The sequence below is a fragment of the Streptomyces sp. NPDC057697 genome (assembly GCF_042799335.1).
Classification (GTDB): domain Bacteria; phylum Actinomycetota; class Actinomycetes; order Streptomycetales; family Streptomycetaceae; genus Streptomyces.
This window is the reverse complement of the sequence record NZ_JBHVJA010000002.1, coordinates 18,418-32,253: the sequence shown is the minus strand read 5'-3', so window position 1 is coordinate 32,253 and position 13,836 is coordinate 18,418. Positions and strand designations below refer to the sequence as shown.

Below are 13,836 nucleotides of genomic sequence, written 5' to 3'. Positions count from 1 at the left end.
CTCACGCCCCGTCGGCCGCCATCCGCTGCCGGACCATGCCGACCAGCCCGTCGACGAGAGGACCGGGCTCGACGGACGGGTCGAGCGACCGCTGGAGCAGGTAGCCGTCGATCGCCGCCGTGAGCGTCACCGCGACGGCGAGCGGACGCGCGACCCCCCGGGCCGCGAACCAGTCGCACAGCCGCTGCCGCAGCTCCGCCAGCAGGGCGGCGATTTCGGCGCGCAGCTGGTCGTCCCGGCTCGCGGCGACGAGCGACTCGTACAGCAGCAGGAGTTCCGGATCGCGCGGATCGTTGGCGGACAGCGCGCGGAGCATGGTTTCCACGGCCACGGCCGGGTCCTCCAGCGACAGTGCCTCGTCGATCCGGCCGAGAAAGAACGCCCGGACCTTCCGGACCGCCGCGATGCGCCGGAGTTCGCCGATGCTCCCCACGTGGTAGTGGATCACTCCGGTGTTCACGCCCGCGCGCTCCGCCACCCGTCGGCTGCTCACATCGCCCCAGCCCAGCTCGGGAATGAGGGAGGCGGCCGCTTCGATGATCTTCTCGCGCGTATCCGTCCCGCGCGAGGGGCCCGTGGACTCGCCCGTCACAGCCGTACCCCCTGGATCGCGATCACGGCGAGCACCCCGGCCGAGGCCAGCGCGATCGCTTCGAGAACGAGCAACTGTACCGGCAGGGGGTCGGGCACGACGGGGAAGACCGCGCCGAGGTCGGCCGCGAAGACCGCGATGTAGCCGAGGCTCAGCACCAGTGCCGCCACGAAGGCCCAGTGCTGATCGGCCATGGCGAACCCGGCCACCACGAAGCTGGCCAGCCCGAGGGAGGTCAGATACACGTTGAAGCCGTTGTACTGCCACCGGGGCAGCGGGGCGAAGTCCCTCGTGTCGATCAGCTTCCCCGGGACCATGGGAATCAGCAGGAGCGCCTCCCAGACCAGGAGGGCCGCGGTCACGGTGGCCAGCAGGGATTGGTTCATCACACTCTCCGATACGTGTACGTGCGGGAGTCGGCCGACTGTTTGGACGATAGACCTGGACGGTCGTCCAAATCAAGCGGAGAGGTGAGCCGTGCCGGTGGCGGAGAGGGTGAACCACACCGCCTTCGAGTGCGGCGACCGCGCCCCGTACGCGGTGGTCCCCCACCGCACGGCGAGCGCGTCGACGAGGAGCAGCCCCCGGCCGTGCTCGTCCCGGTCCGGCCGCACGGCGGTGCGGGGGCAGGGCGTCGAACCGGGGTCGTCGTCCGTGACGTACACCGTCATCTGCCGGTGGTCGACGGTGACCTCCACCCGGACCTGCGGCGAGTCCGTATGGCAGTACGCATTGGAGACGACCTCGCTCACGCAGAGCCGGGCGTCGTCGACGAGGTGCGGGTGCTCGGCGGCCCACAGCACCGTCGCCACGAAGTCCCGCACGATCCTGGGGGCGGTGGGCGCGTTCGGCACGACGAGCCGGTAGCGCCCGCCGCGCTGGGGCAGGTAGGGGGCGGGTGACGAAGGAACGGATACGGAGGTCATGGCGCGGTCTCCCTGCGTGAGGCGGTCTCCGGGGCGTCGTGCGGTGGGCGCGACCCGTGGCATCGGCCAGACCCGTGAGCGTTCAACTCACTTACGGGGGGCTGCACTTCGGGCCGATCCACCCGCGGGCTCGACACCTCCGGACGCTAGGGCACAACAATGGGACGGCCGTAGCACCCATACGAGTGGACCAGCGGCCCGGTCGGGCGGCACACTCGTACCCGCACGAAGGGGAGGGTCCATGCCACCGAGGAGCTATCCGACCGCCAGGCAGCGGCGGTTGGGTGCGGAGCTTCGCAAGCTGCGCGAGCGTGCGGGGATGTCCGGGAGCGAAGCGGCCGCGTACCTGGGCGGCGAGCGAGCCCAGATCAGCCACATCGAGTCCGGCCGCTACGGAGTGAGCAGCGAACGGGTACGCCGACTGGCGGCCCACTACTCGGCGTCGGACAAGCACCTGGTCGACGCCCTGGCCGAGATGGCCGACGAACGCACCAGGGGATGGTGGGACGACTACCGCGGAATACTCTCGCCCGGATTCCTGGACCTGGCGGAGCTGGAGCACAAGGCGTCCTACATTCGCGCCATCCAGATGCTCATCATCCCTGGCGTGTTCCAGACGGAGTCGTATGCACGGGCCATCATCCGGAGCGGGATCACCGACCTTCCCGCCAACGAACTGAACGCCCGCGTCGAGCACCGCACCAGACGGCGCGACATTTTCGATCGCCCCAGGCCGACCCCGTTCGAGGCGTTCATCCACGAGGCCGCGTTGCGGATGCGGTACTGCGACCCCGAGACCATGCGGGCGCAACTCGCCTTTCTGCACGAGGTTTCCACCTGGCCGTCCGTGACGATCCGCATCATCCCGTTCACCAGGCAGATCACCGGTTCAGTGCATTCGACGCTGTACGCCGGAGCCGAAATTCCGGCACTCGACACCGTCCAGCTGGACAGCGCCTTCGACGCGGGCTTCCTGGACGCCGAGGCCCAGCTGGCGCGATATCGAGCCCTCTTCGACTCCATCGAGTCCATCTCTCTCGACACGGAGGAGTCCGCACAATTCATTCAACACATCGCACAGGAAATGTGAGTCCACCCGCATGACCGACGCAATCAACTGGCAGAAGTCCTCGTTCTCCGGAGCGGACAACAATCAGAGCTGCATCGAGCTGGCCCCCGTCGACGGCTCGATCAAGATGCGCGAGAGCGATGACCCCGACATCGTCGTCACCACGAGCGTCGCCAAGCTGCGCGCGTTCGTGCTCGGCGTGAAAGCCGGGGAGTTCGACCACCTGATCTGAGCACGGCCCGCAAGCGCCCTCCGGTTCCAACGCCGGAGGGCGTTCCGCGCTCCGGCGCAACATAGGGACGTCACACTGTTGCGCCGCATCCACTCGTAACGCTACCGTCGCCCTGCGTCGCCACGCCACGAGGCCGGCCGCCTCCGCCCGCCGCGCCGCACCACAACTCCCCGTGCCCGCAAGCCATTTGGCATGCTCGCCTGCGATCGGACGGTCGACGATGCGTACGTCCCTCACTCCCTTACGGCCAGCCGTCGAGCGCGGCTACCGGTTCGAGGCCCTCCGCCACGGCCCCGCCACCGGCTTCGTCCCCGAGCCGGTCGACCTGCGCATCATGGCGACGCCCCAGGAGGCCGTCCGCGCCATCCGCGTCCAGCTCCGGGCGAACCATCTCTTCGGCCTCACACCGCGTGAGCTGATCCGCGCCCATCACTGGGCGGACCAGGGCGGCTGGGTGCAGGCGCTCGGCGCGCTCCATCGCGGCGAACCCTGCGGGTTCACGCTCCTGTTGCGGGGCGGCCGGCACCTCGAATGGCACATCCGCCCGCTGACGTACGTATCGATCGACGCCCGCACCGACCACGGCCCCGCCCCACGCCCCGTCGCGCTGAAATCCGCATGAGCTAGGCTCGCCGGGGCGCAGCGAGGGCATCGATCGGGCTCGGGTATCGGCCCGCTGGGCCGGATTGTGAGGCCGCCCGTGCGGGATTACTTGCTCATGCTGTTCATCACGGCGGCCGTGACCCATCTTCTGACCGGCCCCGTAAGGAAGTTCGCGATCTCCATCGGGGTGGTCCCCGAGGTCAGGGCCCGCGACGTCCACCGCGAGCCCACTCCGCGTCTGGGGGGCATGGCCATGTTCGGCGGGCTGCTCGCCGGGCTTCTGGTCGCCTCCCACCTGCCGCACCTGGAAGAGATCTTCACCCAGAGCTCGACACCGCGCGCGCTGTTGTCCGGTGCGGCGCTGATCTGTCTGCTCGGCGTGCTGGACGACAAATGGGGCGTCGACGCGCTGGTCAAGCTCGGCGGTCAGGTGCTCGCCGCCGGGGTGATGGCGTTCCAGGGGCTGACGATCCTCTGGCTCCCGGTGCCCGGCACCGACGGGATCTATCTCTCCGACTGGCAGGGCACTCTGCTGACCGTGGGGCTGATCGTCGTCTCCATCAACGCGGTCAACTTCGTCGACGGGCTCGACGGGCTGGCCGCGGGCACGGTGGGCATCGCGGCCACGGCGTTCTTCCTGTACGCGTACCGGCTCTGGTACGGCTACGGGATCGAGGCCGCCGCGTCCACCACGCTGATCTCCGCGATCCTGGCGGGCATGTGCCTCGGCTTCCTGGTCCACAACTCGCATCCGGCCAGGATCTTCATGGGCGACTCGGGCTCGATGCTGCTCGGGCTGCTCATCGCCGGATGCGCGGTCTCGGTGACGGGCGAGGTCGACCCGAGCCTCCTCAAGCAATCGGTGGACGGCACGTCCGGTTCGGCCGCGATGGTGCCGGTCTACATTCCGCTGATGCTGCCGCTGTCCGTGATCGCGCTGCCGGTCGCGGACCTGGTGCTCGCCGTCATCAGGCGTACGTGGAACGGGATGTCCCCGTTCGCCGCCGACAAGGGTCACCTCCACCACCGTCTGCTCCAGCTCGGCCACTCGCACCGCCGGGCCGTGCTGCTCATGTACTTCTGGTCGGCGCTGTTCTCGTTCGGGATCGTGGCCTACTCGGCGCGGGGCGCCAAGTCCTGGATGCTCTTCGGGGTCGCGTTCGTCTGCGCGGTGGGCCTGTTCCTGCTGCTCCAGCCCCGCTACGCGTCCGGCCTCACCCGCCGGCTGCTGCCGCGCGGGCGCGGGGGGCGGGTGGTCGCCTCCGGCGGAAAGCGCACCACGGCCGCCGACCACCGCACACGCGTGGACGCCGGCCTGCGCGACGGCTGACGGGGTCCGGGGGGCGGGCGCCGGGGCCACTCGGCCCGCCGTCAGGCCCCGCTCCACCCCCACCGCATGCCGCCGGTCAACCTCCGAAGGCCGCCCGCAGCAGTCCGTAAGTCTCCTCTCCCCCAGCCCGGTTCATCCCTTGGTCGCGCACCCGCAGACTTTCGGCGGACGCCCCCGCCCGTGCCCCCTCGGCAGACTGACGGCGACACGAGAACCGCCGACCACACGGGGAGTCAGAGTGCATCGCGACGTACGCAGCGGGGGTATCAGCCGGGCGGGGTTCCTGGCCGGGGCGGGGGCGATCGGGGCGGCGGCGGCCGCCGGACCGCTCCTGGCCGGGGCCCCCGCGTCGGCGGCCACGGCCGGGCGACGGGACGGCCGCGCCCGGGGCCACGGGCTGACGCATCGAGGGGTCTGCTACACGGTCGGCGCGGGCGAGACCCCCGGCACCGCGTGGAGCGCCTCACGCATGCGCGAGGACCTGCGTGCCATCAGGGACGACCTGCACGCCACATCGATCGAGGTGACGGGCGACGGCGTCGACCGCCTCGACGCCACCGCGTCCGAGGCCGCCGAGCTGGGCCTCCACATCTGGCTCCAGCCGACACTGGGCGACCGCCCCGCTGCGGAGATCCTCGACCACCTCGCGGAGACCGGCCGCCACCTGGAGCGGCTGCGCCGCCAGGGAGCGCGGGCCGACCTGAGTGTGGGGTGCGAGTTCTGGCTCTTCGTACCGGGGATCGTGCCCGGGGAGAACGCGGAGGAGCGGATCCGCAATCTGATGGCCGGGAACTACGACCCGCAGCAGATGATGCGCCGCCTGACCGCGTTCACGGCACGGGCCGCGAAGGTCGGCCGGTCGGTCTTCGGCGGCAAGCTGTCGTACGCGGCCGCTCAGGACGACGAGGTCGACTGGAGCCTGTTCGACATCGTGGGCATCGACTACTACTCGTACTTCCCCGACCGCGCGGACTACGTACGCGAACTGCGCCGGTACCTGCGCTGGGGCAAGCCGCTCGCGATCACGGAGTTCGGCACCTGCACGTACGCGGGGGCACCCGAGCAGGGCGGCATGGGATGGGACACCATCGACTACACCAAGCAGCCGCCCGAGATCAAAGGCGGCCTCGTGCGCAGCGAACGCACCCAGGCCGCCTACCTCACCGAACTCCTGGGCGTCTTCGAGGAGATGGGCCTCTACGCCGCCATGGCCTTCGAGTTCCTGACCCCCGACGCCCCGCACTCCCCCGTACCCCGCTACGACCTGGACATGGCGAGCTACGCCGTGGTGAAGCCGATCAAGGACCGGTTCGACGACCCGGCGTCCGACTGGCACTGGGAACCGAAGCAGTCCTTCCACGCCCTGGCCCGGTGCTACGGGCGAGCGGGACGCCGTTGAGGGGCGCGGCGCCGCCCTGCCGAAAGACCGCTCAAGGTCACTTGGAGCTCGTCACACGATCATGAGCGGAGCACTACGGCATCCTCATGGGCTGCGCGCCGCGAAGGGCGTGGCATCGTCGTGCGGATGAGCCACGTCAACAACGCTGCCAGGTCCTCCGAAGACGCCTGGATCTTCGGTCTGGAGGAGATCCCCGCCGCTGACGTGAGCGAGGACGGCACGATCCATCAGGTCGCTCCCGCCTTCGGCAGGACTCTGATCAGGGCCCCCGAGGGCACTCCACAGGCTTTGCGATGGGCGGCGGAGGAATTCGTTGACCAGTCCGGGCCCGACTGGGCCATCTCGTCCCTCCTGCTGCAATGGCTCAGGATCGAGGCCGGTGACGAGCGACTGCTGGGCGTGGAAAGCTGCGTCCTGGAGCGTGTCTCCGACGATCGGATCCGCCTTCACGCCAACTACAACCAATGGGACGATCTGGTCGTCCCCATCTCGGTTGTTCGACGCATGCTGGTCGACATGGCGCACTTCGTCGTCACGGAGGCCCGCCACCCACTGCCTGCCTGGCGAATCAGACGGCTGGGAGAGCGGAACTCGAGCCAAAGGCACGACGCCGAGTAGACCACTCGAACGGGGGCCGAGTATCCGTACCTACCCCGGGTCCGCCGAAGGAGCGGGGCGACGCGCGCCGGTACCGCTGCGGTGGTCCTCTCGGAGCCCCTGCGCGGTCTCGGGCTGCCGTATCCACGCGGCCAGCAGCCGCAGCGCCTCTTCCGAGGGGGAGCCCGCCTCGGCGGTGTAGACGCTCAGGCGCTGGTCCTGGTCGGCGGGCAGGGTGAGGGACTCGTAGTTGAGGGTGAGCGGGCCCGCGATCGGGTGGTGGAAGTGTTTGGTGCCGTGCGTGTGCCGGTGCACGTCCTGGTCGGCCCACCAGCGGCGGAAGTCCTCGTCGGTGATGGAGAGTTCGCCGACGAGTTCGGCGAGCAGCGGATCGTGGGGGTGGCGTCCGGCGTCGCGGCGGAGCGAGGCGACGATGTCCCGGGCGTGGGTGTCCCAGTGGGTGTACAGCGAGCGGGCGGTCTCGTCGCAGAACATGAACCGCACCAGGTTCCGCTCGCGGTGCGGCAGCGCGTCGAAGTCGGTGAGCAGCGCACGGGCCATCTCGTTGGACGCCAGTACGTCCAGTCGCCGTCCCAGCACGAGAACGGGGGTGTGGTCGAGGATCCGGAGCAGGTCGCGCAGCCCGGGGCGGACCGGCTGCGGGCGCGTCACCGAGCGGCGGGGCCTGCCCGCGGCAGACTTGGCGAGCTGGAACAGATGGGTGCGTTCGACGGGGTCGAGGCGCAGCGCGCGGGAGAGGGCGTCCAGCACGGTCTCGGAGACGTTCAGCCGGCGTCCGCGTTCCATGCGTACGTAGTAGTCGACGCTCACGCCCACCAGTCGCGCGATCTCCTCGCGGCGCAGTCCGGGCACGCGCCGGGAGCCGCCGTCGTCGGGCAGGCCCGCCTGGCGCGGGGTGATCCGCGCACGCCGGGAGCGGAGGAACTCACCGAGGGCTGTGTTGCGGTCCATGCCGTTCACGATAGGGCCCGGGATCGTCCCGGCGGCCGACGAAGGGGGGTCTGCCAGTCCCCCGGTCCCCCCGTCCCCGGGGCGGAGCGGGCTCCCCGGAACCCGGTCGGCGGCGGATTCCGGTGCTGAAGTGGAACGTGTCGAGACCGGCCGGGGCGCAGCCGCCCCGTCCGGCCCGCGTTCGCATCGTACGAAGGGGAACTCCCGTGTCGGACACCAAGACTTTCCTGATCACCGGCGTCAGCACCGGCCTGGGCCGCGCACTGGCCCGCGCGGCGCTGGCCGCGGGCCACCGGGTGGTGGGCACGGTGCGCACGGCCGCCGACGCGCACGCCTTCGAGGCGCTCGCGGGCGACGCGCACGCCCGCGTCCTGGACGTGACCGACCACGACACCGTGGGCAGGGTCGTGGACGGGGCCGAGCGCGAACTGGGCCCGGTCGACGTGCTCGTCGCCAACGCCGGGTACGGCCACGACGGCCTCTTCGAGGAGTCGTCGATGGACGACCTGCGCCGACAGTTCGAGGTGAACGTCTACGGAACCGTGGCGGTGATCAAGGCCGTGCTGCCGTACATGCGGGAGCGCCGTTCGGGCCACATCATCGCCGTCACCTCGATGGGCGGGCTGATCACCATGCCGGGCCTCAGCTTCTACCACGGCAGCAAGTTCGCGGTGGAGGGCATCCTCGAAACGCTCGGCAAGGAGGTCGCCGATTTCGGCGTCCGTGTCACCGCCGTCGAGCCGGGCAGTTTCCGGACCGACTGGTCCGGCCGCTCGATGGTCCGCGCGCCCCGCTCGATCGCCGACTACGACGAGCTGTTCGAGCCGCTGCGCGCCCGGCGCGTCCACGGCAGCGGACAGCAGCCGGGCGACCCGGACAAGGCCGCGGCCGCGGTGCTGCGGATCGTGGCGGCCGAGCAGCCGCCGGCGCGCCTGCTGCTCGGCCCCGACGCGCTTCGGCTGGTCCGGGCCGGACGCGAGTCCTTCGCACGCGACATGCTGGCGTGGGCCGAGCTGTCGGCCTCCACCAACTTCGACGACATCGGCCGGTCCGCCTGACGTCACGCGCTGCCGGGCCCGGCGCCCGCCCCGGAGCGGGGCCCGGCAGCGGGCATCGGCAGCGGGCATCGGCACCGCGCCGGAACGGCGGCCCGGAGCGTCAGGCCTTCGGGGCCACCTTCGAGAGGCCGTTGATGACGCGGTCCATCGCGTCGCCGCCCGTCGGGTCGGTGAGGTTGGCGAGCATCTTGAGGGTGAACTTCATCAGGAGGGGGTGGGTCAGGCCGCGCTGGGTGGCGACCTTCATGACCTTCGGGTTGCCGATCAGCTTCACGAAGGCGCGGCCCATCGTGTAGTAGCCGCCGTAGGTCTCCTTGAGCACCTTCGGGTAGTTGTTCAGGGCCAGTTCGCGCTGGGCGGGCGTCGCGCGGGCGTGGGCCTGGACGATGACGTCGGCGGCGATCTGGCCCGACTCCATGGCGTACGCGATGCCCTCGCCGTTGAACGGGTTGACCATGCCGCCCGCGTCACCGACGAGCAGCAGGCCCTTGGTGTAGTGCGGCTGGCGGTTGAAGGCCATCGGGAGGGCGGCGCCGCGGATCGGCATCGTCATGTTCTCCGGGGTGTAGCCCCAGTCCTCCGGCATCGACGCGCACCACGCCTTGAGGACCTCGCGCCAGTCCAGCTCCTTGAAGGCGGAGGAGGAGTTGAGGATGCCGAGGCCGACGTTGGACGTGCCGTCGCCCATGCCGAAGATCCAGCCGTAGCCCGGCAGCAGCCGGTCCTGGGGGCCGCGCCGGTCCCACAGCTCCAGCCAGGACTCCAGGTAGTCGTCGTCGTGGCGGGGCGAGGTGAAGTACGTACGCACGGCGACGCCCATCGGGCGGTCCTCGCGGCGGTGCAGGCCCATGGCGAGCGACAGCCGGGTGGAGTTGCCGTCGGCGGCGACGACGAGTGGGGCGTGGAAGGTGACCGGGGTCTTCTCCTCGCCGAGCTTCGCGTGGACGCCGGTGATGCGGCCGGTGCGGTCGTCGACGACCGGGGCGCCGACGTTGCAGCGCTCGTACAGCCGCGCGCCCGCCTTCTGCGCCTGGCGGGCCAGCTGCTCGTCGAAGTCGTCGCGCTTGCGGACCAGTCCGTAGTCCGGGTACGAGGCGAGGTCGGGCCAGTCCAGCTGGAGGCGGACGCCGCCGCCGATGATGCGCAGGCCCTTGTTGCGCAGCCAGCCGGCCTCTTCGGAGATGTCGATGCCCATGGAGACGAGCTGCTTGGTGGCGCGCGGGGTGAGGCCGTCGCCACAGACCTTCTCGCGGGGGAAGGCCGTCTTCTCCAGGAGCAGGACGTCCAGTCCGGCCTTGGCGAGGTAGTACGCGGTCGTGGAGCCTGCCGGGCCCGCCCCGACGACGATCACGTCCGCGCTGTGCTCGGAGAGGGGCTGCTCGGTCACGGTCGGATCTCCCGAGGACTCGAAATCACGTGCCGCGCGGCACCTGTCCCATGCAGTCTAGGGGGGCCTGCTGATCCATTTCCCGAAGGGCTCCTCGATGTCAGCTCCCCGCATAGACCTGCGTGTCCCCACGGACGAGGACGCGATCTCCTGGCATCGCGTGTTCGACGACCCCGAGGTGATGGAGTTCTTCGGCGGCAGGTCGTCGGAGCTCTCGGTGTACGAGGAACTGACCGCCAGACAGCGCAGACACGACGCCGAACTGGGGTTCTGCCTCTGGACGGTGCTCGACGAGGACGGCGAGGCGGTCGGCTTCGCCGGTGCGCAGCCCTGGCCGCACACCTCGTTCGGCCCGGTGGGCGAGATCGAGATCGGCTGGCGGCTCGGCCGGGCGGCCTGGGGCCGGGGCTACGCGACCGCCGCCGCGCGCGTCACCCTGGAACGGCTGCGCGCGGCAGGAGTGGGCGAGGTGGTGGCGGTGATCGACGCCCGGAACGAGCGCTCGATGGCCGTGGCGCTGCGGCTCGGCATGGAACGGGCGGAGGAGGTCACGACGGCCTCGGGGCGCAAGGGGTACTGCTTCCGGCTGTCACCGGCCCGGTGACGGACGGGCCCGGGACCCGGGGCCCGTGACCGCCGGTCCGGGCCCTGGCCCGGGACCCGCCCATGGTCTCCGGCGCAGGGGCCTCGCGTCCGGGCCTCGCGTCCGGGTCGCGCCGGGCTGGGTCGCGCCGGGCCGGCGCGCGCCGGGTCCCGCTTCCCGGTCCGGTGTCGTGCACCGCGAGGCGGAGGGACGCCCGAACACTGGACGCGTTCGGGCGTTCCGACAACGCGCCGAGGTGCCGTGGCTGTCGCAGCTGTCGTCGCGCGACCGCCAGGACCACGAGAGGGCGGAAGGGCCCTCAGTCGCGTACGCCCCGGTGCAGCGCCACCACGCCGCCGGTGAGGTTGCGCCAGGCGACCTTCGACCAGCCGGCCCGCTGGAGCGCGGCCGCGAGTCCCGGCTGGTCGGGCCAGGCGCGGATGGACTCGGCGAGATAGACGTACGCGTCGGGATTGGACGACACCGCGCGCGCGACCGGCGGCAGCGCCCGCATCAGGTACTCGGTGTAGACCGTGCGGAACGGCGCCCAGGTCGGCTGCGAGAACTCGCAGATCACCACCCGGCCGCCCGGCTTGGTCACCCGGTACAGCTCGCGCAGCGCCGTGTCCGTGTCCTGGACGTTGCGCAGCCCGAAGGAGATCGTCACCGCGTCGAAGGTCTCGTCGCGGAACGGCAGCCGGGTCGCGTCGCCCGCGGTGAAGGGCAGCCAGGAGTTGCGCTTCTTGCCCTCCTGGAGCATGCCGAAGGAGAAGTCGCACGGCACGACGTACGCGCCGGTCGCGGCGAACGGCAGCGACGACGTCGCCGTGCCGGCGGCCAGATCGAGGACCTTCTCCGCGGGCCGGGCGTGCACCGCCTTCGCGACCTCCTTGCGCCACAGCCGGGCCTGGCCGAGTGACAGCACATCGTTGGTGAGGTCGTAGTTCGCCGCCACGTCGTCGAACATCGTGGCGACTTCGTGCGGCTGCTTGTCCAGGGAGGCTCGGGTCACCCGTCCATTCAAGCAGCCCGGTCCGCGGCACTCCGCGCAGGTCACAAGTCGTTATCCGGGTGGACTGAACCAATCGGTCGCCGCGACGGTCAGTACAGAGGGGGCACGAGAGCCACCGGGATCCAGGGGGGAACCCAGATGTCCGCACGAGGTGCACGCCTCCGGCCGGGGCCGGACGGCCACCGCGGCAGCCGAGGCCGCCTGTTCGCCGTCGTCGTCACGGCGGCGCTGATCTGCGCCGCCGCCGTGCTGGGGCCGCGTTGGAACAGCGGTGCCGACGGCAGGACGGCCGCGCCGTCCGCGTCCGGGAGTTCGCCGGGCACCGGCACGTTCGCCGTCGCCCGCGCGGACGCCCCGGGCTCCGGCGCGGGCCGGGCCAAAGGCGGCGGCAAGGCGTACCGCGTCGAGGTCGAGGACGGCTCGGGCGTCGACCCGGAGCGGGCCGCGGCCGAGATCGCCCGGATCCTCGCGGCCCCGCGCGGCTGGTCGCACCACGGCGAGCAGAGCTTCCACCGGGTCGCCGACGGATCGGCCGGGCTGGTCATCCGCATCGCCACCCCCGCGACCACCGACGCGCTCTGCGGGAAGGGCGGTCTCGACACCCACGGCGAGGTCAACTGCCGGGTCGGCATCGATGTCATGGTCAACCTCAAGCGCTGGCAGCAGGGATCGCCCGAGTTCCACGGCCCGCTCGCCGAGTACCGCGCCCTGATCATCAATCACGAGGTCGGCCACTGGCTGGGCCACGGCCACGAGACCTGTCCGGGCAAGGGCCGCCCCGCCCCCGCGATGATGCAGCAGATATACGGGCTGAAGGGGTGCGTCTCCAACGCCTGGCCGTACGACGCCAAGGGCCAGTACCTGGGCGGCCCGCCGGTGCCGTGAGCCGGACCGCGTGCGCGTGAGCCATGAAGCGTGAGCCGGACCGCGTACGCGTCAGCCGTGAACCGGGCCGCATACGCGCGAGCCGAGCACCGAACCGCATACGCGCGAGCCGCGAGCCGGACCGCGTACGCGTCACCCGCGCACGAGACCGCCCACGCGCGAGCCGAGCACCGGACCGCGTACGCGTCCGCGTCAGCCGTGAACCGGCACCGCCCACGCGTGAACCGTGAGCGGGACCGCGTACGCGCGAGCCATGAGCCGTGAGCCGGACCGCGTACGCGTCACCCGCGCACGAGACCGCCCACGCGCGAGCCGAGCACCGGACCGCGTCCGCGTCCGCGTCAGCCGTGAACCGGCACCGCCCACGCGTGAACCGTGAGCGGGACCGCGTACGCGCGAACCATGAGCCGCGAACCGGACCGCGTACGCGTCACCCGCGCACCGGACCGCCCACGCGTCAGCCGCCCTACGCGTCAGCCGTACGCGGGTGTCAGCTGCGGCGGAAGACCAGGCGGCCGCCGAGCACCGTCGCCACGCAGCTTCCGGCGCCCTCGGCGCGCAGTGCCGCCGGGTCCGGTACTCCGAACACCGCCAGGTCCGCGGGGCCGCCGACCGTCAGGGCGCCCGCGAACGCCCCGGCCGGGTCCGGTACGGACGTCAGCGGGTCCAGCGAGATCTGGTCCGGTGCCGGGCCGGGGCCGTGGACGCGCAGGCCCGAGCGGGCCACCGCGATGCGCACGGCGGGGCGGGTGAAGGGGCCCCGGACGGCGGTCGTGCCGTGCCGCAGCATCCGTTGCAGGCCGCGCCGGGCACTCGCGCCCCAGCGGGCCTCGTCCATGGGAAGTGCGGTGAGCGCGTCCCCGGTGAGGGGTTCGGTGCCGAGTGCGTCGGCCTCGCGCGGGTCGGGGTGGTAGGCGGCCTCCAGCAGGGCCGGGGCCGCCGCGTTCAGCAGCCCCGGGGTGATCAGCCCGGACCACCGCCGGACCCGGGCCCCGGGACGGGCGGCGGTCAGCTCCCCGTACGTGCCGACGGCGACGATCAGGCCCCCGTCCACGGCCACGGCGTCCGCGCCGTCCGGGGCGCCGTGCACCGCGTCGGCGGCATGGACCGTCAGCACGGCAGCCCCATGACGACCGGAGGCCGGGGGGCGGCGTCGCGGAGCCGGGCAGGCCCGACTGGCGCGTCGTCAGT

Annotated in this window: 16 protein-coding genes; 9 read left to right on the top strand and 7 right to left on the bottom strand. The window is 71.6% G+C overall.

The features are described 5' to 3' along the window. Position 1 precedes the first annotated feature (1 nt). The 3 genes from ACFVFH_RS05215 to ACFVFH_RS05205 all read right to left on the bottom strand — a co-directional run bounded on the left by ACFVFH_RS05215 (position 2) and on the right by ACFVFH_RS05205 (position 1,518). Positions 2–592 (bottom strand): TetR/AcrR family transcriptional regulator, encoded by a 591-nt coding sequence (locus ACFVFH_RS05215; protein ID WP_383763701.1) that lies wholly within the window; start codon positions 590–592, stop codon positions 2–4. Next, positions 589–978, bottom strand: a complete 390-nt coding sequence (locus tag ACFVFH_RS05210; protein WP_383763698.1) for a hypothetical protein — start codon at positions 976–978, stop codon at positions 589–591. The genes ACFVFH_RS05215 and ACFVFH_RS05210 overlap by 4 nt, the downstream gene beginning before the upstream one ends. A 72-nt stretch (positions 979–1,050) precedes the next feature. Then, on the bottom strand, positions 1,051–1,518 hold the full coding sequence (locus tag ACFVFH_RS05205; RefSeq protein WP_383763695.1) for an ATP-binding protein: 468 nt from the start codon (positions 1,516–1,518) through the stop codon (positions 1,051–1,053). 241 nt (positions 1,519–1,759) lie between these two features. Here ACFVFH_RS05205 and ACFVFH_RS05200 point away from each other — a divergent pair, with 241 nt between their 5' ends. The 6 genes from ACFVFH_RS05200 to ACFVFH_RS05175 all read left to right on the top strand — a co-directional run bounded on the left by ACFVFH_RS05200 (position 1,760) and on the right by ACFVFH_RS05175 (position 6,769). Further along, positions 1,760–2,608 carry a helix-turn-helix domain-containing protein gene (locus ACFVFH_RS05200; RefSeq protein WP_383763692.1) on the top strand — a complete coding sequence of 283 codons (849 nt, stop codon included), beginning with the start codon at positions 1,760–1,762 and terminating at the stop codon, positions 2,606–2,608. A 10-nt stretch (positions 2,609–2,618) separates the two neighbouring features. Then, positions 2,619–2,819 (top strand): DUF397 domain-containing protein, encoded by a 201-nt coding sequence (locus ACFVFH_RS05195; protein WP_124717024.1) that lies wholly within the window; start codon positions 2,619–2,621, stop codon positions 2,817–2,819. A gap of 220 nt (positions 2,820–3,039) precedes the next feature. Next, positions 3,040–3,441 carry a hypothetical protein gene (locus tag ACFVFH_RS05190; RefSeq protein WP_383763690.1) on the top strand — a complete coding sequence of 134 codons (402 nt, stop codon included), beginning with the start codon at positions 3,040–3,042 and terminating at the stop codon, positions 3,439–3,441. Between the two features lie 96 nt (positions 3,442–3,537). Further along, on the top strand, positions 3,538–4,752 hold the full coding sequence (locus ACFVFH_RS05185) for an MraY family glycosyltransferase (protein WP_383763687.1): 1,215 nt from the start codon (positions 3,538–3,540) through the stop codon (positions 4,750–4,752). A 238-nt stretch (positions 4,753–4,990) separates the two neighbouring features. Next, positions 4,991–6,151, top strand: a complete 1,161-nt coding sequence (locus tag ACFVFH_RS05180; RefSeq protein WP_383763685.1) for an abortive phage infection protein — start codon at positions 4,991–4,993, stop codon at positions 6,149–6,151. Positions 6,152–6,277: 126 nt separating this feature from the next. After that, positions 6,278–6,769, top strand: a complete 492-nt coding sequence (locus ACFVFH_RS05175) for a hypothetical protein (protein WP_383763682.1) — start codon at positions 6,278–6,280, stop codon at positions 6,767–6,769. Positions 6,770–6,799: 30 nt separating this feature from the next. Here the strand turns inward: ACFVFH_RS05175 and ACFVFH_RS05170 are convergent, their stop codons facing one another. Then, on the bottom strand, positions 6,800–7,720 hold the full coding sequence (locus ACFVFH_RS05170) for a helix-turn-helix transcriptional regulator (RefSeq protein ID WP_383763679.1): 921 nt from the start codon (positions 7,718–7,720) through the stop codon (positions 6,800–6,802). Positions 7,721–7,926: 206 nt separating this feature from the next. Between ACFVFH_RS05170 and ACFVFH_RS05165 the strand changes: the two genes are divergently transcribed. Next, positions 7,927–8,778 (top strand): oxidoreductase, encoded by an 852-nt coding sequence (locus tag ACFVFH_RS05165; protein WP_383763676.1) that lies wholly within the window; start codon positions 7,927–7,929, stop codon positions 8,776–8,778. A 100-nt stretch (positions 8,779–8,878) separates the two neighbouring features. On the opposite strand, the gene ACFVFH_RS05160 is transcribed toward ACFVFH_RS05165, so the two are convergent. After that, positions 8,879–10,165, bottom strand: a complete 1,287-nt coding sequence (locus ACFVFH_RS05160; protein WP_383763674.1) for a geranylgeranyl reductase family protein — start codon at positions 10,163–10,165, stop codon at positions 8,879–8,881. Positions 10,166–10,262: 97 nt separating this feature from the next. On the opposite strand from ACFVFH_RS05160, the gene ACFVFH_RS05155 reads away from it, so the two are divergent. Further along, on the top strand, positions 10,263–10,769 hold the full coding sequence (locus tag ACFVFH_RS05155) for a GNAT family N-acetyltransferase (RefSeq protein ID WP_383763671.1): 507 nt from the start codon (positions 10,263–10,265) through the stop codon (positions 10,767–10,769). 298 nt (positions 10,770–11,067) lie between these two features. On the opposite strand, the gene ACFVFH_RS05150 is transcribed toward ACFVFH_RS05155, so the two are convergent. Then, complete coding sequence (locus ACFVFH_RS05150) at positions 11,068–11,760, bottom strand: demethylmenaquinone methyltransferase (protein ID WP_383763668.1); 693 nt, start codon at positions 11,758–11,760, stop codon at positions 11,068–11,070. 246 nt (positions 11,761–12,006) lie between these two features. Between ACFVFH_RS05150 and ACFVFH_RS05145 the strand changes: the two genes are divergently transcribed. Further along, on the top strand, positions 12,007–12,645 hold the full coding sequence (locus tag ACFVFH_RS05145; protein ID WP_383765538.1) for a DUF3152 domain-containing protein: 639 nt from the start codon (positions 12,007–12,009) through the stop codon (positions 12,643–12,645). Between the two features lie 490 nt (positions 12,646–13,135). Here ACFVFH_RS05145 and ACFVFH_RS05140 read toward each other — a convergent pair whose 3' ends face one another. Next, positions 13,136–13,762 (bottom strand): hypothetical protein, encoded by a 627-nt coding sequence (locus ACFVFH_RS05140; RefSeq protein WP_383763665.1) that lies wholly within the window; start codon positions 13,760–13,762, stop codon positions 13,136–13,138. Positions 13,763–13,836 lie beyond the last annotated feature (74 nt).

Coding starts and splice junctions, on each gene's coding strand:
- ACFVFH_RS05185 (WP_383763687.1), top strand. CDS start 3,538: ATGCTGTTCATCACGGCGGCCGTGACCCATCTTCTGACCGGCCCCGTA.
- ACFVFH_RS05155 (WP_383763671.1), top strand. CDS start 10,263: ATGTCAGCTCCCCGCATAGACCTGCGTGTCCCCACGGACGAGGACGCG.
- ACFVFH_RS05190 (WP_383763690.1), top strand. CDS start 3,040: ATGCGTACGTCCCTCACTCCCTTACGGCCAGCCGTCGAGCGCGGCTAC.
- ACFVFH_RS05195 (WP_124717024.1), top strand. CDS start 2,619: ATGACCGACGCAATCAACTGGCAGAAGTCCTCGTTCTCCGGAGCGGAC.
- ACFVFH_RS05170 (WP_383763679.1), bottom strand. CDS start 7,720: ATGGACCGCAACACAGCCCTCGGTGAGTTCCTCCGCTCCCGGCGTGCG.
- ACFVFH_RS05200 (WP_383763692.1), top strand. CDS start 1,760: ATGCCACCGAGGAGCTATCCGACCGCCAGGCAGCGGCGGTTGGGTGCG.
- ACFVFH_RS05175 (WP_383763682.1), top strand. CDS start 6,278: ATGAGCCACGTCAACAACGCTGCCAGGTCCTCCGAAGACGCCTGGATC.
- ACFVFH_RS05205 (WP_383763695.1), bottom strand. CDS start 1,518: ATGACCTCCGTATCCGTTCCTTCGTCACCCGCCCCCTACCTGCCCCAG.
- ACFVFH_RS05210 (WP_383763698.1), bottom strand. CDS start 978: ATGAACCAATCCCTGCTGGCCACCGTGACCGCGGCCCTCCTGGTCTGG.